This window comes from Bacillus sp. FDAARGOS_235, from assembly GCF_002073415.2.
Taxonomy (GTDB): domain Bacteria; phylum Bacillota; class Bacilli; order Bacillales; family Bacillaceae_G; genus Bacillus_A; species Bacillus_A toyonensis.
The window spans coordinates 778,789-801,770 of the sequence record NZ_CP020437.2; the positions used below are offsets into that span (position 1 = coordinate 778,789).

The 22,982-nt window shown below is 34.4% G+C and carries 19 protein-coding genes; 2 read left to right on the top strand and 17 right to left on the bottom strand.

Going from position 1 to position 22,982, the window contains the following annotated elements:
* Positions 1–22: 22 nt before the first annotated feature.
* Positions 23–1,447 (bottom strand): aldehyde dehydrogenase family protein, encoded by a 1,425-nt coding sequence (locus A6J74_RS05605; protein ID WP_000716471.1) that lies wholly within the window; start codon positions 1,445–1,447, stop codon positions 23–25.
* Between the two features lie 132 nt (positions 1,448–1,579).
* The gene (locus A6J74_RS05610) at positions 1,580–2,935 is read right to left on the bottom strand and encodes a hemolysin family protein (protein WP_000356239.1); all 1,356 of its coding nucleotides are present in this window, start codon (positions 2,933–2,935) and stop codon (positions 1,580–1,582) included.
* 359 nt (positions 2,936–3,294) lie between these two features.
* Between A6J74_RS05610 and racA the strand changes: the two genes are divergently transcribed.
* Entirely contained in the window at positions 3,295–3,837 is a 543-nt protein-coding gene (gene racA / locus A6J74_RS05615) for a chromosome-anchoring protein RacA (protein ID WP_000456002.1), read from the top strand.
* 97 nt (positions 3,838–3,934) lie between these two features.
* Here the strand turns inward: racA and A6J74_RS05620 are convergent, their stop codons facing one another.
* The 12 genes from A6J74_RS05620 to A6J74_RS05675 all read right to left on the bottom strand — a co-directional run bounded on the left by A6J74_RS05620 (position 3,935) and on the right by A6J74_RS05675 (position 18,053).
* Entirely contained in the window at positions 3,935–4,531 is a 597-nt protein-coding gene (locus A6J74_RS05620) for a hypothetical protein (protein ID WP_000487809.1), read from the bottom strand.
* A 270-nt stretch (positions 4,532–4,801) separates the two neighbouring features.
* Positions 4,802–6,652 (bottom strand): hypothetical protein, encoded by a 1,851-nt coding sequence (locus tag A6J74_RS05625; protein WP_001243345.1) that lies wholly within the window; start codon positions 6,650–6,652, stop codon positions 4,802–4,804.
* On the bottom strand, positions 6,642–8,459 hold the full coding sequence (locus A6J74_RS05630; RefSeq protein ID WP_000766161.1) for an AAA family ATPase: 1,818 nt from the start codon (positions 8,457–8,459) through the stop codon (positions 6,642–6,644). Before A6J74_RS05630 ends, A6J74_RS05625 begins: the two co-directional genes overlap by 11 nt.
* Before the next feature lie 105 nt (positions 8,460–8,564).
* Complete coding sequence (locus A6J74_RS05635; RefSeq protein ID WP_000391448.1) at positions 8,565–8,825, bottom strand: hypothetical protein; 261 nt, start codon at positions 8,823–8,825, stop codon at positions 8,565–8,567.
* Between the two features lie 76 nt (positions 8,826–8,901).
* Positions 8,902–10,329 (bottom strand): basic amino acid/polyamine antiporter, encoded by a 1,428-nt coding sequence (locus tag A6J74_RS05640; RefSeq protein ID WP_000129459.1) that lies wholly within the window; start codon positions 10,327–10,329, stop codon positions 8,902–8,904.
* 213 nt (positions 10,330–10,542) lie between these two features.
* Positions 10,543–12,054 (bottom strand): ABC transporter permease/substrate-binding protein, encoded by a 1,512-nt coding sequence (locus A6J74_RS05645; protein WP_000129123.1) that lies wholly within the window; start codon positions 12,052–12,054, stop codon positions 10,543–10,545.
* Between the two features lie 3 nt (positions 12,055–12,057).
* The gene (locus tag A6J74_RS05650; RefSeq protein ID WP_000614062.1) at positions 12,058–13,005 is read right to left on the bottom strand and encodes an ABC transporter ATP-binding protein; all 948 of its coding nucleotides are present in this window, start codon (positions 13,003–13,005) and stop codon (positions 12,058–12,060) included.
* 104 nt (positions 13,006–13,109) lie between these two features.
* Positions 13,110–13,667, bottom strand: coding sequence for a YdcF family protein (locus tag A6J74_RS05655; RefSeq protein ID WP_001045784.1), 558 nt, complete (start codon positions 13,665–13,667; stop codon positions 13,110–13,112).
* 63 nt (positions 13,668–13,730) lie between these two features.
* The gene (locus A6J74_RS05660; RefSeq protein ID WP_000097148.1) at positions 13,731–14,960 is read right to left on the bottom strand and encodes an MFS transporter; all 1,230 of its coding nucleotides are present in this window, start codon (positions 14,958–14,960) and stop codon (positions 13,731–13,733) included.
* 1 nt (position 14,961) lies between these two features.
* Positions 14,962–15,498, bottom strand: a complete 537-nt coding sequence (locus A6J74_RS05665; RefSeq protein ID WP_000780368.1) for an NADPH-dependent FMN reductase — start codon at positions 15,496–15,498, stop codon at positions 14,962–14,964.
* A gap of 145 nt (positions 15,499–15,643) precedes the next feature.
* Positions 15,644–16,798 carry a CgeB family protein gene (locus A6J74_RS05670; RefSeq protein ID WP_000422338.1) on the bottom strand — a complete coding sequence of 385 codons (1,155 nt, stop codon included), beginning with the start codon at positions 16,796–16,798 and terminating at the stop codon, positions 15,644–15,646.
* Between the two features lie 34 nt (positions 16,799–16,832).
* Complete coding sequence (locus A6J74_RS05675; RefSeq protein ID WP_000526215.1) at positions 16,833–18,053, bottom strand: glycosyltransferase; 1,221 nt, start codon at positions 18,051–18,053, stop codon at positions 16,833–16,835.
* 139 nt (positions 18,054–18,192) lie between these two features.
* Between A6J74_RS05675 and A6J74_RS05680 the strand changes: the two genes are divergently transcribed.
* Positions 18,193–18,957 (top strand): DUF2711 domain-containing protein, encoded by a 765-nt coding sequence (locus A6J74_RS05680; RefSeq protein WP_002047963.1) that lies wholly within the window; start codon positions 18,193–18,195, stop codon positions 18,955–18,957.
* Between the two features lie 68 nt (positions 18,958–19,025).
* Here A6J74_RS05680 and gnd read toward each other — a convergent pair whose 3' ends face one another.
* Genes gnd through gntK form a run of 3 tightly spaced genes read right to left on the bottom strand, consistent with a single transcriptional unit; the run spans position 19,026 to position 22,843 of the window.
* The gene (gene gnd, locus A6J74_RS05685) at positions 19,026–19,922 is read right to left on the bottom strand and encodes a phosphogluconate dehydrogenase (NAD(+)-dependent, decarboxylating) (protein WP_000765983.1); all 897 of its coding nucleotides are present in this window, start codon (positions 19,920–19,922) and stop codon (positions 19,026–19,028) included.
* A gap of 18 nt (positions 19,923–19,940) precedes the next feature.
* Entirely contained in the window at positions 19,941–21,290 is a 1,350-nt protein-coding gene (locus tag A6J74_RS05690) for a GntP family permease (protein ID WP_000260212.1), read from the bottom strand.
* Positions 21,291–21,304: 14 nt separating this feature from the next.
* The gene (gene gntK, locus A6J74_RS05695) at positions 21,305–22,843 is read right to left on the bottom strand and encodes a gluconokinase (RefSeq protein WP_000450022.1); all 1,539 of its coding nucleotides are present in this window, start codon (positions 22,841–22,843) and stop codon (positions 21,305–21,307) included.
* Positions 22,844–22,982: the final 139 nt, after the last annotated feature.

Consider the following 22,982-nt stretch of genomic DNA (forward strand, 5'->3'; position numbering starts at 1 on the left):
TTAAACAAGTGTACCTTTTGCTTTATTTTTTAATACACACTAATTTCATTTCTGTCATTTCTTCAATTGCATATTTAATTCCTTCACGACCCGTGCCACTTTCTTTCACACCACCGTAAGGCATATGATCTACTCTAAACGTTGGAATATCATTAATCATAACCCCACCAACCTCTAACTCATCAATTGCACGCATCGCTTTAAATAAGTTATTTGTAAATACGCCTGCTTGTAAACCGTAACGTGAATGATTTACTTTCTCTATCGCCTCATCAAATTCTTTAAATGTATTTACTGTCATAACTGGACCAAATACTTCTTGGCACTGTACAGATACATGCTCTGGAACATTTGTTAATACAGTTGGTTCGAAAATTCTTTCATCACGCTTCTTACCACCGTATAAAACAGTTGCTCCTTCCTTAATTGCTTCTTGCACCCACATTTCAATTCGCTTTACATCTTTTTTCGAAATTAAAGCTGATACATCCGTTTCCTCATTCATTGGATCACCAACAACAACAGTTTCCATCGCTTTCTTTAGCTTCGAAAGAAATTCATCCATTCTCTTTTCGTGTACAAACACACGTTGTACCGAAATACAAACTTGTCCATTATTAACAAATGCGCCCCATTTCACGCGTTCCATTATCTCATCAGTTAACTCTACATCTTCATCAATAATAACGGCAGCATTGGATCCTAATTCCAACGTAACTCGTTTTAATCCAGCCTTTTCCTTTATTCCGATTCCGACTTTCGGACTTCCGGTAAAAGTAATGGACGCAACATCATCATTTTTAACAATTGCCTCGCCAACAGTTGCACCAGGACCAGAAATGATATTCAAAGCTCCCTTTGGCAACCCTGCTTCTTCAAATAATTCAACTAATGCGTAAGAAGATAATGGCGTTTGATCAGCTGGTTTTAACACAACTGTGTTTCCGGCAGCAATTGCAGGGCCCACTTTATGCGCTACTAAATTTAACGGAAAGTTAAATGGCGTAATAGCTCCTATAACCCCAATTGGTTTGCGAATCGTATAGGCAATCCGCCCATCTGCACCAGGTGCTGCGTCAAGTGGCAATGTTTCACCATATATACGCTTCGCTTCTTCTGCTGCAAATTTATATGTTAGAACAGTACGATCTACTTCTCCCCTTGCAGCACGTATTGGTTTTGCAGCCTCTTTTGCAATAATTTCTGCAAACTCTTCTCTTCTTTCATCCATTATTTGCGCAACCTTCTCTAAAATAGTTGCCCGATCGTATGCTGTTAATGTATTCATTTTTTTCATTGCATTTTTTGCAGAAGTAACAGCCTCTTGAACATCTTCTTCCGTTCCTTGTGCAATTTCCGCTAACGTTTCTTCAGAGTATGGTGCATATAATGGTTTATACGTGTTTACTGACTTCCAATCTCCATTTATATATAAATGCTTTTTCATCTTTCTTCCCCTTCCAAATATATGTATAAAATAATACTTCACCTAGTGAAAGGTCTGACTTATGTAATTGTATCATAGCCCGTATTCCTCCAAAAACATTATGCTCAAAAAAACTCTGCTATATAGCAGAGTTTACGAGCTAATTTGCTCTTGTAAAGAAATTTGTTTTTCATCTTCTAAAACGACAATCGATTCTACTGTTTTTGTAACTTCTAACCTTTTAATATAGCGCCCGTCTAATTCTTTCACACAAAACTTATAATTTTCAATTTCAATGGAATCCTCTTCAGCAATCTCTATATTCTTCGTTAATATCCAACCACCAATTGTATCAACACCATCATCATCAATCGCTAGACCAAATAACGTATTCACTTCACTAACGAGTACTTTTCCCTCTAGTATCGTCTTTGTTTCACTAACTTGTTGAATTTCTGGCTGTTCATCCGTATCAAACTCATCCTGAATATCTCCTACAATTTCCTCTAAAATATCTTCAACAGTAACAAGTCCAGATGTACCACCATATTCATCTATCAATATAGCAATATGTGTTCTTTCTTTTTGCATTTTTAAAAACAAATCATGAATTGGAATAGAATCAATAACTAAAATAATTGGTCTAACATATTGCTCTACTGTCTTTTTATTAACAGCTTTATGCTGTACAAACTCAGTAAAAATATCTTTAAAATTTACAAAACCTATTACGTGGTCTTTGTCGCCATCAACAACTGGATACCTTGTATATTTTTCACGAGACATTTTTTGCAAAGCTTCTTCAGCGGGCATTTCTTTACTTATAATATTCATTTCAGTTCGAGGTACCATTATTTCTTTTGCAATCCGATCATCAAATTCAAAAATTTTATTTACATATTTATATTCAGATTGATTAATCTCACCATTTTTATAACTTTCTGAAACTAACAACCGTAATTCTTCTTCCGAATGAACCTCATCATGCCCTTTCGGCGGTTTCAGCCCTAGCAGCTTCGTAATGATTCGAGCTGAACCATTTAATAGCCAAATGAATGGGAATGCAATACGATAAAAGAAAATTAACGGCTTAGAAACAAGCAAACTCACTTGTTCAGATTTTTGAATTGCAACTGTTTTTGGGGCCAATTCCCCTATTACAACATGTAAAAAAGTAATTAACAAAAATACTAAAATTACAGCAAAAATATCTGCGAGCTGAGTAGATATGTTCCAATTTGCAAAAAGCGTGTCAAATATTTGCTTTAGCGCAGGTTTACCAAACCAACCAATTCCAAGAGCTGTAACTGTTATTCCTAACTGGCAAGCCGATAAATATTCGTCTAAGTTTGTAATGACTGTTTTGACAGAAGTTGCACGATTATTTCCCTCTGCAATTAAATTGTCAATTCGTGAACTCCTCACTTTAACAATTGCAAATTCTGCTGCAACGAAAAATGCCGTTAAGGCAATTAAAACAATCACTATACTTATACTATATATGTCCAAATACTTTTCCTTACTTACATTGTAAGCAAGGAAGCCACCTCCTACTTAATTTTATTCAAGTGAAGTAAGCATTCTAATACTCTAACAAAATTCTACATTAGCAACCACCTTTTTATATATTATATGCATACATAAAAAAGATATTTATCATTATGATAATCTAATTCATTTCCCCTCGTCAAATCAAATTATTCTAAATCTTAAGATGAATCATTTTTATATAAACGATATATTCTTCACAACTTAATTTCGTGAAAAAACACTTTCTTTGCCGATTCCACACTTCTTTTGTCATACCGGAAGGGAACTTACTTCATAGATCGAAATCATTCAACAGGATATATATAGGAGGGATTATTTTGGAATATAAAACACCATTTATCGCAAAAAAGTTAGGTGTTAGCCCCAAGGCTGTTGTCCGGATTGCACAACAATTAAATCTTACGATAGAAAAAAATAAATATGGTCACTTTATTTTCAAACAAGATGATGTAGATCAAATGTTAGAATACCATCGTTCTCAAATTGAGCATTCGCAAAACTCTCAACCTACTCAAAAAACATCATCAAATGATGTTGAAAAATTAAAAACTCAAGTAAACACAATTTTTCAAAACACATCATCAAATGACTTTGAACAATTAGCTATTCAATTACACACAATTACAAGAAGGCTAGATCGAATGGAGGAGCAAATGCAAGATAAGGCAAACGATGTCGTTACGTACCAACTTTTGCAACACCGTCGTGAAATGGAGGAAATGTTAGAACGAATCCAAAAGCTAGAAGCTTCCCTCAAAAAAGAAGAGCCCATATATATTACTCCTGATTCAAAACCAACATATGAAAGAGAAAAGAAACCGAAGCGCCGCAAAATGATTTTTAGTATATTTGGATTATGATTTTTAGACCCTTATTAAAACAATAAGGGTCATTTTTTCATGAAGGATACTGCCATATTAATATATCATTCTCTATATTATATATATTCACTTCTAATTATTTTGTTAACATAATATTCTTACTGTATTCCGCGATTAATGCCTGTGCATGAGCATTCCCTTGAATCACATCGCGAAATTCTTTTAAAGAATACAAATGCGTAACTCCTTTTCGAGCATGAATTCGCACTGGTACACCTTGTAAAGTATCATGAAACTGAAATGGATTGTCTATCGGCTCTATAGGAAAACCGAGTGTTAGTAGATACATATACATTCTTTTTGTAACTGCTGCAATATACCATTCCGCTTTCGTTTCTAACGCATGCACAAATAAAATAGCTGTTAGCCTTTTGAAATGCCCTCTCCCACGAGACGTTTTCGCAATACTTAGCTTGCCTATTTCATACACATTTTTCAAATCTTTCACTAAATCATTTTTAGAAAACGGATAGAAAAACTCAGAATTTGATTGTTCGGGTACCGTATACTTAATACACTCTACTGTACCTATATGATGCTCATCTTCTATTAATAAAAATCGTGTTGGATTTAAATTACGTTCTACGAACATTAAGTTTCTTTCTTCACAAAAATCTCCCCATAGTTGCTCGAACCAAAAATGTTCTTCCTTTGTTTGAACACGCTGGAACATATTTCCCCGCCTTTCCCATCGTCGCTCTGTTTTGATAACGCTTTCACTATCTATCATATAAGAACAAATCTTCGTATGCAACTAAAAATATTTATGACTTATTATATTCTGCAAAATGAATTAAATTCCAACTTCGTCGTCTTTTACCTCACATGTACAGTTATTCTAATAACTTATGTGTATCACTTTTCAAATTACATCCTACTTACTTCCATACAGCATATAATTCTTCTTAATCTAAAAGAAATCCTTTATGAAAAAGGATTTCTTTTACTTCTTATTATTTTTTAACCACTTCTCAAAGATTTGTACCATCCCATGTTTTCCTGCTAATTTTTCTTCTCCTTGTTTCGTCTTATATGGATATAATTGCAAAAAGACACCGCACCCAGATTCAATTTTTTTACTATGCATATGACTTCCTGGATATACACAAATAACTTCATAAATTGCCCGTCGATGAAAAACACGTTTTCCATTCTGTTCTTCTACATACTTTATAGACCAGTATTTATACATTTGCTCAGTCGCTTTCGTATTTCCAACGTGCTGAAAAATATTGTACATTGGGCTATACTTCACTTCAATAATAATAGAAGATTTATATACGTATTTCCCTTCTTCCTTTACATAACAGTCTAAGCGAATATCTGGTTTTTTTGTATCCTCGCCATTATAAAAGTTACTCCCTTTACTTAATGCAATAAGGGGGTGTGTTTCAATTAAGTCATTAAATGCAACATGGACCTTCATATCATCTTGATGTAAAACTACTGTCGTCCCATCTTGTAACCCATCTACATAAAAATGCTCTTGTATTTGTTCACGAATGGGATTTCTAGCTTTAAAACCAATTTGCTCTAGCATGGAAATAACGATAAAAAAAGCGTAATATTCATACACTAAAAACGTTGGTTTATATACAAATAATAAAGATGGAGATTGATCTGTATATTGTGGAAGTAAGTTTAAATGCTGTAGTAATTGTTGATGTGGAATTGGTAAATCGTATGAGTTCATATTACCCGTTTCAGAAACTTCTCTCCAAAAGGGGGAATATATTAAAGTTTTAAAGTATTGTACACTTTCACGTACAATATGAGCTAATATTTTATATTCTTGTATTTTCACAGAGCTTTTACGTAAATCGGCTTCTTTTAGTAAATATATATTTTTATATTTTTGCTTCTCTCTATCAGTCACAGATCCATTACGCTCAATTGTTTGCATAATCGTTTTTACAGCTTGAAACTCTTCTAATTTTTTCTTTTTTTCTCTTTCTAATATTTCAATTGTTTGACGTAAAAAACTTTCGGCTTCAAGTAAATAATGATAAAATTGCATCGCTTTAAATTTAAGAAATGCATTTTCCCTACTATTTTTTTGTTCAATAAACTTACGATTATAATATTTCGTATAGGACTTTCTTTCCGCCATTATTGTTCCTTTTCTCGTTGCCTTCCGTTCCTTCACTTCCCATTTATATTCATGTATAAATTTTGAACTTGATTCAATCTTTTTAAAAACTTGTTTTATCTTTTTCATTTTTTGCGGCAGCTTTCTAAGTAATACTAAATAAGAAGAATCCTCAATATCACTAAGGGCAGAGAAAGTCTTTTTATAATAACCTCTATCTAAAATCAACTCATTTAAAATTGACTTTACATAGTTTTGAATCATTTCAAATTGGTCATCAAAAAAATTTTTTGGAACGATTTGAAAAGCACCATAATACGTTGTGTCTTCTATGCGAACTTCAAAATGATATAAACCACATCGCCATGGATAAAAGAATTCCGTTTTTCCATGTTCATAAATTAGTACCTTTTGTTTTTTTTCATTTATTTCGTATTGTGACTCTTTTATATTTTTCTGGCCCTCATACACTTTATTCCATATGAAAGTAATATTCATTGGACTTTCATAATGGTAATGCAATCTTATCGGTTTTAATTCTTGTACTTTGTAAATACATTGAACTAATGCTGTAGTAGATGTGCAAAGACGATTTAATAAAATATACTCCCCTTTTGCCTCTGTTCCTATGATTAACTTTAATACAAAAGGGAGCGTTTCATTCGTATCAACGATTTCTGTTTCATACCGCTCTTCATTTCGCATATCCATACAACTCCAGTTCTCTACGTTTTTCTCTTATATATGCTAAAGAGTGTTCAAATGTAGAGACTCTGTTTGCAAGTGGCGATTGCAAAAGAGGTACTAAAGTCGCTCCCCTTTTTACTTCTTCAGAAAGTAATGACCCAACCATCATTTCAGTACCTCTTAATTTCGTCAGTACACGTTGCTTTATTTGTAAATCAAAACCTTCTTCTCTGCTAATCATATAAGAATGATTATTTTGAAACGGTATATTTTGCAAATACATAGCAATTGCATTTGCACATCGAAAAGAAATTCCCTTTGACGCATCATGTGATGACAATACAACATGCAACTTATCTAATAGCTCTAACTCTTCTTCAGAAAACACTTCAATCATAGATTTCTTTCTGATCCAATTTATCCGAAATTCTCCCGCTGTTACTTTCAGAGGTGGTTGTAATACACCTTTCTCTTGTACCATGCACATCTCACAAAACGGAATTTTTTGTAACGTAATTAAATTGGTTCGGTCTAATAATCGATCAGAGAGTTCTTTCGTTGTTTCATCAAAATTCACAGTACCTACAAAGATAATATTTTCTCCAATTTCAATTTTTGATGGAATTTGGTTTTCTAATTTCTGCGCACCCTCATACAAATTCAAAATACGATTTTCCTTTTCAAGTTGAAGAACAGATAGAAATGGAGTAAACCAGTGTTCAATATGTGACATGTTCATTTCATCAAAAACGATTATATACAATTGATTTTGATTTTCTTTTGCCTTCATTAACGCTCTAACTAACTTTGTTTCACTTTCAATAAAAGTACCATTTGGGTGAAGATATCCAAGTAAATCATGTGGTTCTTGATACGATGGAGAAATCGGAATCCAAACCAATTCTTCTCCATACTGTAATCCAAGTGCCTCTGCATAAGCTTGCACAAAGCGTGATTTTCCAACTCCCGGTATACCACCAAGAATCGTTAACATATTGGTTTTTACACTTATATGAAAATTATAAATATCTGTTTCGTCCAAATACATCCCTTTATTACGCACCGTACTTTGTACATACTGTAAAAAGGATGATTCACGCTCATCCCATTCCCATACTTCCTTGTGTATTTTTATATCCTCTACTTCAACTAGCTTCCCTTCTTCCGTTATTCGTTTTTTTAATAGCTCATACACTTGATCACTTACGAAATACAATTGCTCTTCTACCGCGATTTCTACATGCTTCATCCAGTCACTTAAGTCTATATATTTACATTCTCGATTTTGTTCAAAATACGCGATTGAACTAATTGATGACTTTAACAATATATTTCCATATAACCTTCCATCATGCCACAGTAATTCAGGAGACTCAAAGTCTTTTGGATATTTCGGCATAAGAAATGATAAATAACCATTACAAAGCTTTCGTTCTAAAGACTCTCTTTTTTTATTATCTGCAACTTTAGGTGCTGGAATCATTTTATAGCCAGTTGCTATTTCTCTAGGTTCTTCTGTACATATTAACTCCACGTACACATTTCCTCTTTCATAATAAAGACGAAACATAACCAATTGCTTTTCTAATTTCTTCTTCTTTAATTCTGAAAAAATCTTTTCATTCTTTTTATTGCTACATAACCCTTCAAATATATAATGTTCATTTGTAAATTGCTCTTGTAAATTAGATGGTATTGGCGATAGACATTGTACAAAAAAGTTCTCTCCATTCTTCTCTCTCTCCGCTTTTATAAATTTCCCGATAAACCTCATATAGTACATTCGTTTTATAAAACTTGGCTGAAGAGCTTTATGTAATTTCATCTTAATCACCTTCTTTTTTCATACTATTCTTAGTGTATGAAAGAAAAAAAAAACTAGAAATAAAAAACCTGACGTTATCCGCCAGGTTCAAAATTAAAACGTATATTAATGAGATGGAAATGCTTTTTTCTCTTGTAAAATAGCATTGTGAGCAATTTTCATTTTAGCCAGTACATATCGTAATCGATCCTCAGCGTTTTCATCTTTATTTTGCTGCAACTCCGCTAAATTCTCAACAGAACTCGCTAAATTTTCAATTACTCCCCTTAGTTCAGGATGATGATTAAAAAAAGATTCTTGTACTAATACTTTCCTTAACTCACTAGCTAAATCAATTATTCTAGACAACTGTTCTTTTTCTTCCATTTTCATCCCTCCTGAATATCTTATGTATTAAATATTCTCTACACAAAGAAAAAAGCCCTTTAAATGAAAAGGACTTTTACATTTTTATCGTTCCAGTTATCAACAGATAAAGTGATGTGATAGCTGCGACAACAATTGCCCACATCACATAGCTCTCTATACCTACAAAACAACGATTCCCTTTTTCTTTTCGTGCAAACATGTAAACGATAATCCCAATTCCATATACGATTGAAACGAGTAATAAATTCTTTAAACCCGCTGCATAAATAAGCCATACAGAATAAATAGAGGCAATTAAAGCTAACGAGCCATTTTTTACTTTTGCATCTTTTAGTTCATTTGTAATTACTAATTTGAATTGGTATAGCGCTGATAATAAATATGGTAATAATATTGATGTTGACGCAATAAAATACATAATTTGATATGTCGATTCTGAAAACAGAACAATTATAAATATAATTTGAGCAACGATATTTGAAATCCATAATGCCATGTGTGGCGTTTGCTTTTTATTGGTTTTCGTAAAGACCTTCGGAAACACGCCATCTTTTCCTGCTACGTGAGAAATTTCCGAAACAAGTAAAAACCAGCCAATTAATGTACCTACAAGTGACGCAACTAATCCAATATTAATTGCCATTGCACCCCATGGCCCAACAACATGTTCTAATACATGTCCCATTGAAGGAGTTTCTAAAACGGAAAGTTCTCCTCGCGTCATTGCTCCCATTGACAGAACAGAAATTAAAATATAAATAGACATAACTAAAATTAATCCAAGTACTGTCGCTTTTCCAACGTCCCTACTATTTTTTGCTCTTCCTGATAATACAACTGCTCCTTCAACCCCAATGAACACCCATAGCGTTACAAGCATTGTATTTTTCACTTGACCAAGAATAGCGGAAAGTGAGATTGTTCCTTCTCCCCAAAAATCATGTGTAAATGTATCCCAGCGAAACGCTGTTACCATTACGACAATAAATAATAAGATCGGAACTAATTTCCCTACTGTTGCAATAACATTCATAATGGAAGCTTCACGAATTCCAAATAAAATTAGAAAATGCAATGTCCATAGTAAAAGTGATGCACCTACGATTGACGCAACATTATTTCCACCTTTAAAAATTGGGAAGAAGTAACCTAATGTACTAAACAGTAGCATAATTGTTGCAACATTTCCTAAAATCCCTGCCAGCCAGTATCCCCAAGCACTGTTAAAACCAATATATTCACCGAATCCAGCTCGTGCATAACTATAAATTCCGCCCTCAAGCTCCGGTTTTTGTCTTGCTAACGTTTGATATACGAGCGCAAGTGGAATCATTCCCATTGCTGTAATACACCAACCAATTATCGTTGCACCACTATTTGCTCCTACTGCTAAATCATGCGGTAAACTAAAAACACCGCCACCAACCATCGTTCCAACTACTAATGCGATTAACGGAAAAAATCCTAACTTCTTTTCTATTTGTACCACCCCATCTGTCATTCTAGGTGTTATGTTCGTTCAACTATTAAAGTCACCTTTTTCTCTAATAGACGTTTCTCTTATATTTTTTCAGGAAAACATTACTTATTCTAAAAGAAAATGAAGAAAAATGGAATACTTTTTTGAAAAAATGTATAAGTATGCACAAAAAAACCGCTCATTTTGTAATGAGCGGTCATTTTAAACATATAAAATTGTATATTTCTTGTAAAATTAACGAAGTAAATTCTCTTTTTGTAAAAATTGTTTCGCTACTTCTTCACTACTTTTACCATTCACATTTACTTCATAATTCATTTTTCGCATTTCTTCATCTGAAATCTTTCCAGCTAATTTATTTAATACTTTTTCAAGTTCAGGATATTTTTGTAATGTCTCTTTTCTTAATAACGGCGCACCTTGATAAGGTGGGAATAATCCTTTATCATCTTTTAGCACTTTAAGTCCGTATTGCTCCAATTCACTATCCGTTGAATATGCATCGATTACGTTCACATCACCAGATTGAATTGCACTATAACGCAGTTTCGGTTCCATCGTTTTAACATTTAAAAACTTATAGTTATATAACTTTTGCATTCCTTTATAACCATCTTCACGATCTGCAAATTCTAATGTAAATCCTACTTTAGCTTCCTGTGCAATATTTCCTAAATCAGAAATTGTATTTATATTCTTTTGATCTGCTATTTTTTTCGGCATCGCTAGTGCATATGTATTGTTATACTCCATTGGATTTAACATAACCATATTATATTTTTTTTCCATTCCAACGCGAGCTTGTTCATATACTTCCTCACGATTTGTGCTTTTCGGTTCTTCTTTCACGAAAGTAGATAAGGCTGTTCCTGAAAATTCTGGATATATATCTACTTCACCTGATTTTAACGCTTCAAATACAAATGCTGTTTTCCCAAGACCCGGCTTTAATTCTACTTGTAAATCTGTATCCTGTTCAATAAGTTGTTTGTACATTTGAATTAAAATTTCTGGCTCCGATCCAAGTTTTCCAGCAATAACTATATCTTTCTTTTGTGTATTCCATAGAAATGGAGTAGCAATCATAACTACAACTATACATATCGTCAATATAACGCGCTTAGAAGAGCGTTTGGGACTCTCAAGTATGCGAAGTACTATATCAAAGAATAAAGCGAGTAACGCAGCTGGTACGGCCCCTAAAATGATAAGCGCATGGTCATTTCGATCGATCCCGAGTAGTATGAGCTTACCGAGCCCACCAGCACCTATTAAAGCAGCTAATGTAGCCGTTCCAACAATTAATACCATCGCTGTACGAATACCAGCCATAATAATTGGCAACGCGAGCGGAAGCTCTACCTTCCATAACCTTTTCCAGCTATTCATCCCCATAGCTCTCGCCGCTTCTATAAGTGATTCATCTAATTCCCGTATTCCTGTATATGTATTTCGTAAAATAGGTAATAGTGCATACACAACTAATGCGATTATAGCTGGCAGTTTTCCAATTCCTACTAACGGAATTAATAGTCCAAGTAAAGCAAGTGAGGGCACTGTCTGCATAACAGCAGAAGTCCCTATTATAAATTCAGCCATTCGTTCTTTTCTCGTTAATATAATGCCAAGTGGCACTGCAATAATTACTGCAAAAAATAGTGAAATAAGCGATATTTGTAAATGCTCACTTAATGCACTTAGCAATTCTATTTTTCTTTCTTGGAACGTTTGAATAAAATCAGTCACTGTTTAGCCTCTCTCCTTCATTTGTTCAACAATATAATTGACAATATGACGACTTGTTAACATACCAACATATTGACCATCTTTTTCAACCGGCACTGATTCTTCAGTTTGTAAACGGACTAGTGCTTCTTGTAAAGGAGCATGTAAAGATAAAGCAGCTCCTTCTATTCGTGTATGATCGTCTAGTGGCATTACATCTTCTATAATTATTCCCTCATACCATTGTCGCCCACGATTTCCAATGAACTCCTCAACAAACTCATTTTTCGGATTATGTATAATACCTTCAGGTGTATCTAATTGAACAACTTTTCCTGCTCTCATTACACAAATGCGATCACCAAGTGATAATGCCTCTTGCATATCGTGCGTTACAAACACGATCGTTTTTTGAATCTTTTTTTGCAGTTGTACGATATCCTTCTGAAGTTGCTCCCTGCTTAACGGATCTAACGCACTAAATGGTTCGTCCATAAGAACAATTTTCGGATTTGCGGCTAATGCCCGTACGACACCGACACGTTGTTTTTGCCCTCCTGACAATTCATCAGGCATACGATCACGATATACATCTGGATCGAGCCCAACCATCTGTAGCAAGTCATCGACACGTGCTTTTATTTCTTTTTTGCTCCATTTTCTCATTTCAGGAACAACTGCAATATTTTCAGCGATTGTCATATGTGGAAATAAAGCAATTTGCTGCAACACGTATCCTATATTCCAACGTAATTCATTTATATTATATTGTTGAATATCTTTTCCATCGATTAAAATTGAACCTTCTGTCGTTTCAATCAAACGATTAATCATCTTCATTGTCGTTGTTTTCCCGCAACCACTCGGACCAATGAGAACAAAAAATTCTCCTTTTTTAATTTCTAAATGCAATGAATCCACTGCTTTTGTGCCATCTTCATACGCTTTTGACACATGATTAAATTGAATCACAAATACAACTCCTTTATTGTTGTTTCCTTTATTTTGATGGAATATGGAATTCATTTCAAATGATACGCATTGTTTCTATATAAAAAAGAGCTCACATTTGAGCTCTAACGGTCGAACAATATTGTTTTCATAATAGCAGCATATTCACGCACATACATTTTTCTCTTAGAACGCATTGGCGTTTCTGCAGCTAATGCCTCCATCTTTATTCCTAAACGCCTTGCAATTATTTTTGTTCGATATAAATGATACGTATTACTGACAACTACCGCATGTTTTACATCAAATAAATCCATACTAAACTTCAAATTTTCATACGTATTTGTCGAACGGTCTTCCATTAAAATACGACTCTCATCTATACCGTGTACCATTAAATAGTTTCTCATACTGTGAGCTTCCGGTATATCTTCATCTTCTCCTTGACCACCTGAAACAATTACTTTCACCTCAGGGTGAGAATATAAATATTCCAACGCTACATCCAAACGGTTTTGAAGTGATAAAGACGGTCTATCTCCAAATAACTTTGCACCTAATATAAGAACGTATGGAGAGTGATTACTCAATTTCTCACGAGCAACTTTATTCATTCGAAACGTCATATAAATAATGTATAGTGGCGGTAGTAATAAGATTATAAGTAATATCCATTTGTTCATAAATAAGTTAACACTCCCTTTCTTTTTATTATATAGAAAAAGAAAGGGAGGCAGAAGTAATTTTTAAACGAGTGATTTATTCGGAACATCCGCTCTGATTTTACGTTGTGATATCACATAGTAAAGAGCGATTCCTAATGATAGGATCAATATACAGCTTAATAGGTAAAATGGGAGCATTACCCCAACTTTAGATACACCTGCTGTAAACACCATTAATATTACTATTCGTATTCCTGTACCAATTAAGCGAAATAAGCTGTCCACTCGTCCCATTACTTCGTTTGGGATTTCCTCCATCATCAATACATTTCTCGCGACTCTTGTTCCAGCGTTTCCAATCGCATGAAAAATCGCTAGTCCATATAACAGCATTACGGACGGTTCAATGATCATTATGGTAATTGAAATTACATAAATGATCATCGTCAAAACGATTGAAACTTCTGTTTTGACATACTTCATTATGAGTGGAATACTGATTCCCGCAATAACCGCTCCGACACCGTACATCATACCTTCTACTGCGTATACAGAAGCATTGGCTTTAAGTATATCTGAAATATAAACTGGTATTAAATAATTTGCCATCATAACACCGATAAACGGCATATAAGTGGCAAGTAAAAACCAAAAAAGCTTAGGACACTTTTTCATAAAGTGAATTCCTTCGAACAATTGCTTCTTAAACGGTACTTTCCGTTTCACTTCTTTTTTCTTTACGTACGGTATACATAAGAAAAGAAAAAATGCTCCTGCAAAAGTTAACATATCTACTAACAAGATCCATTTCAAAGAAACAATTTCAATTAAAAAACTCGCAGCTGCTCCTGAAATAACTTGTGTTAACTGTCCTTGTATCTCCATCGTTCCACTTAAACTTTTATAATGTTCTGCTTGAAATATTTCTTGGTTAAATGCAAAAATTGTAGGATAGAATAATAGATAATAGAATGACCCTGCTATATAAATAATAATGTAATGAATAGAATGATAAGATTGCCCGGCAAATCCCCATATAGTCATCATTCCTATAACGGCTATCCCGATACCTTCGTTACATAACAATAAAGATTTTCTTGAAAAACGATCAATACTTTGCCCAATGAATGGTGTGAATAAAAACATAATGAGGGTTGCAACGATCGAAACATAACCAAACGTTGTCTCTCCCCCACCTTCTTTAATTAACAACCATGGGATCGTAATCATAACAATCCCGGAACCAATGGCTGATAGACTATTGGCTCCTAGAATGTAATACAAGCGAGAATCATGATAAAGCGAGGACATATCACTCCACTCCTAGTTGTTTTTTCACCTCTTTATATACGCTCATATATGCTTTTAATTCTTTAACTACATCATGAATTAATGGTTTTGCATCTTCTCCAAGTTCACCATCTTGTACGTGAAGTCCATCAAGTACTACTTGTTTTGGGATTGCATTTGCGTAAACACCTCTAGCAACAGTTCGCATACTATTTAATGCGTTAATTCCTCCTTTACCGCCCCCCGCAACAGCTAGTAATGCGACAGGTTTATGGATAAACTCACTACTACTTAAGTAATCTAACGAGTTTTTCAGCGCTCCGCTCATTGCATTATGATATTCTGGTGTACATAGTACTACACCGTCTGCTGCTTTCACTAACGCTTTTAATTTTTTTACTGCCTCTAAATCACGTTGCGATTCTTCGCCATTATATAAAGGCAATTCCTCTATTGCTAAATCGTATAATTCCCCTTCAAATTGATCTGCAATATATTTTGCCACAACGCGAGTTCTACCTAATTTTCTTGGTGTACCGTTAATAACGACTAGTTTCATAAACAATTCTCCCCTTTGTTTTCAAATTCTACTTATATATTATCAGAAATTTCTATACAAAACACAATATAAAGAGGGAACTTCCTTAATCAAATAGTATGATACACGAAAAAAGAACTCATACTTTCGTATGAGTTTCGCGCTATTACTTTGTTTCACCATTCTGACTTATTGTACCTATGCTTTTATTTGCTTCAAAATGGTAATATGCTTTTTTCGCTAATTCTTTTCGTTCTTCTGGTAATTCTATATATTTCATTACGTTTTCAATTATTTTTTCGTACGGAGTAAATACAATTCCCGGCCACTCTACCTCATCTTCTGGATTACTATTTTCGGAAATAATAAATTTCTTATTTGCGACTGCATAAGACACGCGAGGTGTTTCAAGAATTCCTGATAAGTAAAAATGAATATTTAATATAATTTTAGCTCTAGCAATCAATTCATTTCTAACAATTCCCCACGCATTATTTTTAAAAACTATATTTAAATTTGGGGCAATCGCTTTTAGATGATCAAAAATAGCTTGCCGCCTCGGATTAAGAGCACCTATAAACAGAATATCAATATCTTCAGTAATGTCATCTTCAAATGCATCTTTTTTTATTTCCAAAGTTGGAGCATAGTTCATTCCTACATGTTTTATTTCTTTTCCTACCCCTTTTTGTTTTAACCATTCTATATTTTGTTTACTATAATCCCAAATCACTCTATTTTTTAATAATATTAAATAAAGCGGGTGCGCATATGGACTTCCTTCGTATAGCTGTTCTAAATTATAAATAATTGCATCTTGCGGAAGGAGATTCGGGTTATAAGCGTATGTATGCGCTCCAAAAACAACTGTATTCTTTACATTTCCCAGTATTGTTTCTGATATAATTACTGTATTTCCCTCCTGCTCCAACCTCCATTTCAAAGCTCGCGCAACATCTATGAAACTACCGTATGTTTTTGGGCATATAAAAAGACAATAATCATATTCTTTATTCAAATAAACTTCCATTAATTTTAAATTATTTTTATATAAATCTACATCCGGATGTTTAAGTACCAACTCATTTGCATGTTTTCTTGCCACTTTATATAATCCAGCATAATAAGCAGCGATGCATCTTCTTAATTCGATTCTTTCACGATGTTCATCTAATACATCCATGTTTAAAAGAAGATTTGCGATACAATACGCTTTTAAATGATCACGATCATAATAATAGTCTAGTAGTGGCATCAATTCTTCATACGTATTTCCATGCACCGATTCTCCTAGTTCAATCGCCCATCGCATTAATTCCATGATTACTCCACTACTCCTTTAACCGAAAATGTATTTAATAAAATTTCGCATTATTCTCTACTACATTTGCTATATGAAATGGAATCTCTTCTTTAATCGATTCCAAATACTTTTGCGACACCGCCCCTAAATGTTTTTTATGAGGTATATAGAAAGCACTAATAGAAATTTCATAGTCAAATAAGTAATCATACACATGATAATCTACAAATAAAAGATCATCCTTTGGAAAAGGAATTTCCTTCCCTTGCAGAGCATACATCAAAGCAATATTGTTTTGAGATCGTAATCGATACAACCTTGCAAGTTGGTATAATGGTTCAGCCCGAGTTGGTCTATATTCCCACGCTTTTTGAAAATAAAAAACAGCTAATGCTAAATATTTCTCTTCTTGCCCTTTAACATTTTCTTTTTCATCAGCATCTGTCACTTCATTTTGTTTATTTGCTGAACGATTTGCTAACTGCTCATAACAAAATCCTATTCGCAATAACGAATAGAATACCTCTTCAACCCAACCCCCTGCTTCCACTCGTTTTTTATACCATTTAATCGAATCTTCAAATTGACTTAAATGAAAATAAGTCTGAGCTAAATAAAATAAATATCTTATATGCAAATCTGGCGTTGTTTCTGGGTCGTTTATTCCTTGTAACAACAACCTCTCATCTCTTTCAAATTTATCAGCTTTACTCCCGCCATCTCCGGGATCATTCACGACAAGAGTCTCTAACCGATCTACCCTCGTATTGTAATTCGCTCCAACTTTTGAGCGATCTATATCCCAATACTCATGAGTAACACCGACAGATTTCCATGGTAAAGAAGCTTTCAAAAGACGTGTAAGCCAATATTTAATATGAACATCATATTGCAATGTAAGATAATGATCTTCCGTTAAGCTCGTTTTATCGAAATTCGGATCAACCTCTAAAATCATATCCGCATCTAATATTAATAAATAATCTGCTTCTGGATATGTTTTTTGCGCTAATGAAACAGCTAAACTTCTGTTATAACCAAAGTTTTTAAACGGCTCATGATGAACCGTCCCAGGTATCTCATTTTCCTTACACCAATTTTCAATAATTTCAGGCGTATTATCCGTCGATCCAGTATCACAAATAGAAACATAATCTACAATTGATTTTGTTGCATTTAAACATCTTTCCATAATTCTAGACTCATTTTTGACAATCATACAAAGACATAACTTTTTTTCTTCCTTTGCAGACTTCACTTGCTCATTTCCCATTTAACCACCTCATATTTTATTAACACGCTCTTCTCATATGTAACAACATTTTTTAGCTATACTGATGACATAAGCACCCTTTTACTATTTATGAAAACTTCATTTTATTTATTCTTACTTTTATGTTGGGACATATTTCATGCTTCGCTTTATATTTGATACAATCAATACAAAAAAACATAATACGGGAATCCGTACATTTCAAAGTCTAAAAGGAGGTTATATTTTGTTGGATTACATTTGGCTAGATGACAAATCACCAATTTTAGAACAACTACCAAGTAATTTTAAATCTGCAGCTATATTGCTACATCCATTTGTCCAAATGCCTTTAGGATGGGAAAAGTCTGTGAGAAAAAGACCATATGAGCACATCTATCCTAGCGCTGAAGAAATCATTCACAATGGGAAATCCGTTTATTGGAAGGAAATAATGTCTTGTAGTGGATTACATTCATACGCAGACCTAGCAATGGCCATGTTGACTTCCATTAGTGCCTTTTCAGAAGAATATAAAAGAGAGGATTTAGCTGAAAAGCTACATTCAAACTTAAAAAAAGATCTTTATTATCCAACAGAAGATTATACGTCTATATTTTTATTACACAAATTACTTAAACTCCTCGGTTCTAAAGGTGCAAAAAATCTATATTTCTCTGAACCAATTCTTGATACAAACGGATTATTACAGGTAAATAATACTACTCCATTAGATATTTGGGACATTAGCAATAATGAGTTAATTATTACTGGAGAAGACAATGAGTATGCGTTTATGAGTATATACGATTCCTTTACAACCTTATTATTAGCTAAAGAAGAAAATATAGAATATATTGTTCAATCAATGAATGTTGAAGCTGTCATTTGTGACAAAAAAACGATGATTGATTGGTATTTTTAAATTAGTAATTTCTTAAACTATAAAAAAGAAACTTGCGCTTATGCACAAGTTTCTTTTCAAAAACATCCTTATTTTTTTACAACTTCATGTCCACCGAACTGATTACGTAGTGCTGAAACTACTTTTCCGTGGAATGTATCATCTTCCTGAGAACGATAGCGCATAAATAATGACATCGCGATTACTGGTGCCGCTGCTTGTAACTCAAGCGCAGTTTCAACAGTCCATTTCCCTTCTCCTGAAGAGTTCATTACACCTTTAATGCCATCAAGTTTAGGATCATCTGCAAATGCTTTTTCAGTTAAGTCCATTAACCAACCGCGGATTACTGATCCGTTCGCCCATACTTTTGCAACATCTTCATAATTGAAATCAAAGTCACTCTTATCTAGTACTTCAAATCCTTCAGCGATTGCTTGCATCATGCCGTACTCAATACCGTTATGAACCATTTTTAAGAAATGACCACTACCAACGCGGCCAGCATAAGAATAGCCATTTTCTACTGCTAAATCTTTAAATAAAGGTTCTAATTGGTAATAAATTTCTTTTTCTCCACCAACCATTAAACAAGCACCGTATCTAGCTCCTTCTACACCGCCAGATGTACCGATATCTACATAATGTAATCCGAAGCTTTTTGCTTCTTCAGCACGGCGTAACGTATCTTTATAGAATGAATTTCCACCTTCAATAACGATATCACCTTCATCTAATAACGGATACACATCTTTTAATACTGACTCTACAACTTCTCCTGCAGGCACCATTACCCAGATCGTACGAGGAGCTTCTAATTCAGCGATCATTTCTTTTAATGTATGACGTGCAGTAATTCCTAGTTTTCCTGCCTTTTCTACAAGCTCTTTATTTACATCGTATACAACTACTTCATGCTTGTCTTCATGTAAGTGTTCAGCTAATGGGAATCCCATTTTTCCTAATCCAATTAAACCTAGTTTCATATTAATCAATCTCCCATTCTATACAAATATATTTAATAACGAAATTAATCCAAGTGCTACAACTGATAGTATCGTCTCCATTGCAGTCCATGTTAATAATGTTTCTTTCACAGTCATTCCGAAATACTCTTTAATCATCCAAAATCCAGAATCATTCACATGTGATAAAATTAATGACCCTGCGCCTGTTGCAAGTGCTAGTAGTTCAACATTTACCCCAGGTGTACTTGCTGCAATCGGTGCTACAATTCCAGCTGCTGTCATCATAGAAACAGTAGCTGATCCCGTTGCAACTCGGATAAGTGCTGCAATTCCCCATCCAAGTAATATTGGTGAAATATGTGATTCTTTCGCCATTTCAGCAATTGTAGTACCAATTCCAGAATCTAATAACACCTTATTAAACGCACCACCAGCACCAATTACTAACAGTATGTTTGCAATTGGCCCTAAGCAATCATTTGTAAATTGTAATACTTTATCTTTAGAAAATCCTTTTGCATAACCAAGACTAAAGAAAGAATAAATCGTTGCAATTAATAAAGCGACTATTGGATCTCCAATAAAGTGTAACACTTGTGCAAGTTGACTCGTTTTATGTAACGCTACTTCAGCAATGGATGCACCAAGCATAAGAAATACTGGAAGTAAAATAGTAAACAATGTATTTCCGAAGCTAGGAAGTTCTTTCTTCTTGTCTCTTTCAATAAATTGCTCCGCTATATCTAACGGCACTTCTTTATGTATACGAGCACCGATCCATTTTCCGTAAAGCGGCCCCGAAATAATTGCAGTTGGAAGTCCGACAATTAATGCATATAAAATTGTCTTCCCTACATCTGCTTTAAAAATACCTACCGCTGCCATCGCTGCTGGATGTGGTGGAACAAGTCCATGTACAACTGAAAGACCTGCTACAAGCGGAATACCGATTGTAATAAGTGATACCCCTGTTTCTATGGCGATTGTAAATACTAATGGAATTAATAGTACAAATCCAACTTGGAAAAACACCGGAATCCCTACTAAAAATGCAACAAACATCATTGCCCAGTGAACACGTTTCTTCCCAAAACGATCAATTAATGTGTTAGCAATTCGTTCAGCACCGCCAGATTCGGCCATCATTTTCCCAAGCATCGTTCCTAATGCTAAAACAATTGCTAAAAACCCTAACGTACTTCCAAGACCCGATTTAATAGAATCAATAATCCCTGGATGTTGTGGTGAAGTTGCAACCAAGGGCATCCCCATTGCTAGCCCAACTCCGATTGCTGTTAAAATTAATGCGACAAATGGATGCCATTTCACTACTGTAATAAGTAGAAGTAGTATGACAACTGCCGCTAGTACAATCCCAACTACCATTTCTCCCAATCCCCCTATTGTTTACGTTGGAAAGCAGCTATACAATCAAATTCTTCTTTCAATCGATTGTAAAGTCGTTCATACATATAAAACATTTCTAAATAAATAGCCGTATTTTCTTTATTTGGTACATGGTGATGGACAATATCAATCCAATCCTTCACCTCGTCAAGAGAATCAATTTTTCCTACCGCATATAAAGCAAGTGCCGCTGCCCCAAGCGCAGATGCTTCATGACTTTCAGGAACAAGCAATTCTTTTCCCATCATATCGGAGAGCATTTGTCTCCAAAATGCAGACTTCGCAAATCCTCCTGAAACACGTATTTCAGTAAGTGGTCCTGTACAATCACGGATTGCAAGTGCAACTGAATATACACTCATACAGACACCTTCCATAACTGCTCGTATAAAATGTTCTCGTTTGTGCTGAAGGTTTATCCCAAAGAATGTACCTCGAGCATTTGCATTCCAGTAGGGTGCACGTTCTCCAGATAGAAACGGTAAAAATAGTAATCCATCTGCTCCAGCTGGTACACTTTCCGCATACTTAATTAATAAATCATAAGGATCAATCCCAAGCTTCCTCGCTACCTCTTGTTCCGGGCTACCAAATTCATCACGTAACCACCTAAGTAATATTCCACCGTTATTCGTTGGCCCACCGATAACCCAGTGCTCATCTGTTAATGCGTAACAAAAAGTTCTTCCTTTTTCATCTGTATTAACACTCGATGCAATAGTTCGAACCGCACCACTTGTCCCAATCGTAATTGCAGCGGAGCCAGGTGATATTGCACCAACACCTACATTTGCAAGAACACCATCACTCGCACCAATAACAACTGGAGTATCTTCATGAATGCCCATTTTTTGTGCTAATTCCGGTTTCATTCCCGATAAAATATATGTAGTTGGTACAGGTGTTGATAATTGTTCTGGTGACATATGTAACATAGTTAAAACATCTTCATCCCAGTTTAATGTTTCTAAATTAAATAACCCCGTAGCAGAAGCAATCGAATAATCAACTACGTAGCGTGAAAATAATTGGTAAATCACATACTCTTTAATGGAAATGAATTTATAAGCACTTGTATATAACTCTGGTTCCTCTTCTTTCATCCATAACAATTTAGAAAGTGGTGACATCGGATGAATTGGTGTACCTGTACGTCTATAAATTTCATGCCCATTCATTTGTTGTAATAATTTTTCTGATTGCTTCGTACTTCGATTATCTGCCCAAATGATAGAACGCGTTAACGGCGCACCGTTTTCATCTACTGCAATTAATGCGTGCATAGCTGTACTAATACCGATTGAAGAAATATCTTCTGGTAGTACATTACCTTTTTTAATGGCAACGCTTACACTTTTGTATACAGCGGCACATATTACATCAGGATCTTGCTCCGCCCATCCGACGTTCGGTTGAATGATTGGATAATCAATTGCATGTGATGCAACGACTTTACCGTTTTCAGTGAATACAACCGTTTTCGTACTTGTGGTACCGATATCAATCCCGATTACTCTCCCCCTTGTTTCCATGCGAATCTTCCCTTCGTTTCTAGCAAAATACGATTTAGTAAACCGTTTACATGAATTAGTATATAAAATATTTTTTCTTTAATCAAGTTTTAAAAAGAAAATTTTTTTCATAACGGAAAATAAATTCCCTCATTCCCTT

Coding starts and splice junctions, on each gene's coding strand:
- A6J74_RS05670 (WP_000422338.1), bottom strand. CDS start 16,798: ATGGAATTAATGCGATGGGCGATTGAACTAGGAGAATCGGTGCATGGA.
- A6J74_RS05640 (WP_000129459.1), bottom strand. CDS start 10,329: ATGACAGATGGGGTGGTACAAATAGAAAAGAAGTTAGGATTTTTTCCG.
- A6J74_RS05625 (WP_001243345.1), bottom strand. CDS start 6,652: ATGCGAAATGAAGAGCGGTATGAAACAGAAATCGTTGATACGAATGAA.
- A6J74_RS05675 (WP_000526215.1), bottom strand. CDS start 18,053: ATGGGAAATGAGCAAGTGAAGTCTGCAAAGGAAGAAAAAAAGTTATGT.
- A6J74_RS05635 (WP_000391448.1), bottom strand. CDS start 8,825: ATGGAAGAAAAAGAACAGTTGTCTAGAATAATTGATTTAGCTAGTGAG.
- A6J74_RS05630 (WP_000766161.1), bottom strand. CDS start 8,459: ATGAAATTACATAAAGCTCTTCAGCCAAGTTTTATAAAACGAATGTAC.
- A6J74_RS05655 (WP_001045784.1), bottom strand. CDS start 13,667: ATGAACAAATGGATATTACTTATAATCTTATTACTACCGCCACTATAC.
- A6J74_RS05660 (WP_000097148.1), bottom strand. CDS start 14,960: ATGTCCTCGCTTTATCATGATTCTCGCTTGTATTACATTCTAGGAGCC.
- gnd (WP_000765983.1), bottom strand. CDS start 19,922: ATGAAACTAGGTTTAATTGGATTAGGAAAAATGGGATTCCCATTAGCT.
- A6J74_RS05620 (WP_000487809.1), bottom strand. CDS start 4,531: ATGTTCCAGCGTGTTCAAACAAAGGAAGAACATTTTTGGTTCGAGCAA.
- A6J74_RS05665 (WP_000780368.1), bottom strand. CDS start 15,498: ATGAAACTAGTCGTTATTAACGGTACACCAAGAAAATTAGGTAGAACT.
- A6J74_RS05680 (WP_002047963.1), top strand. CDS start 18,193: ATGCTTCGCTTTATATTTGATACAATCAATACAAAAAAACATAATACG.
- A6J74_RS05690 (WP_000260212.1), bottom strand. CDS start 21,290: ATGGTAGTTGGGATTGTACTAGCGGCAGTTGTCATACTACTTCTACTT.
- gntK (WP_000450022.1), bottom strand. CDS start 22,843: ATGGAAACAAGGGGGAGAGTAATCGGGATTGATATCGGTACCACAAGT.
- A6J74_RS05605 (WP_000716471.1), bottom strand. CDS start 1,447: ATGAAAAAGCATTTATATATAAATGGAGATTGGAAGTCAGTAAACACG.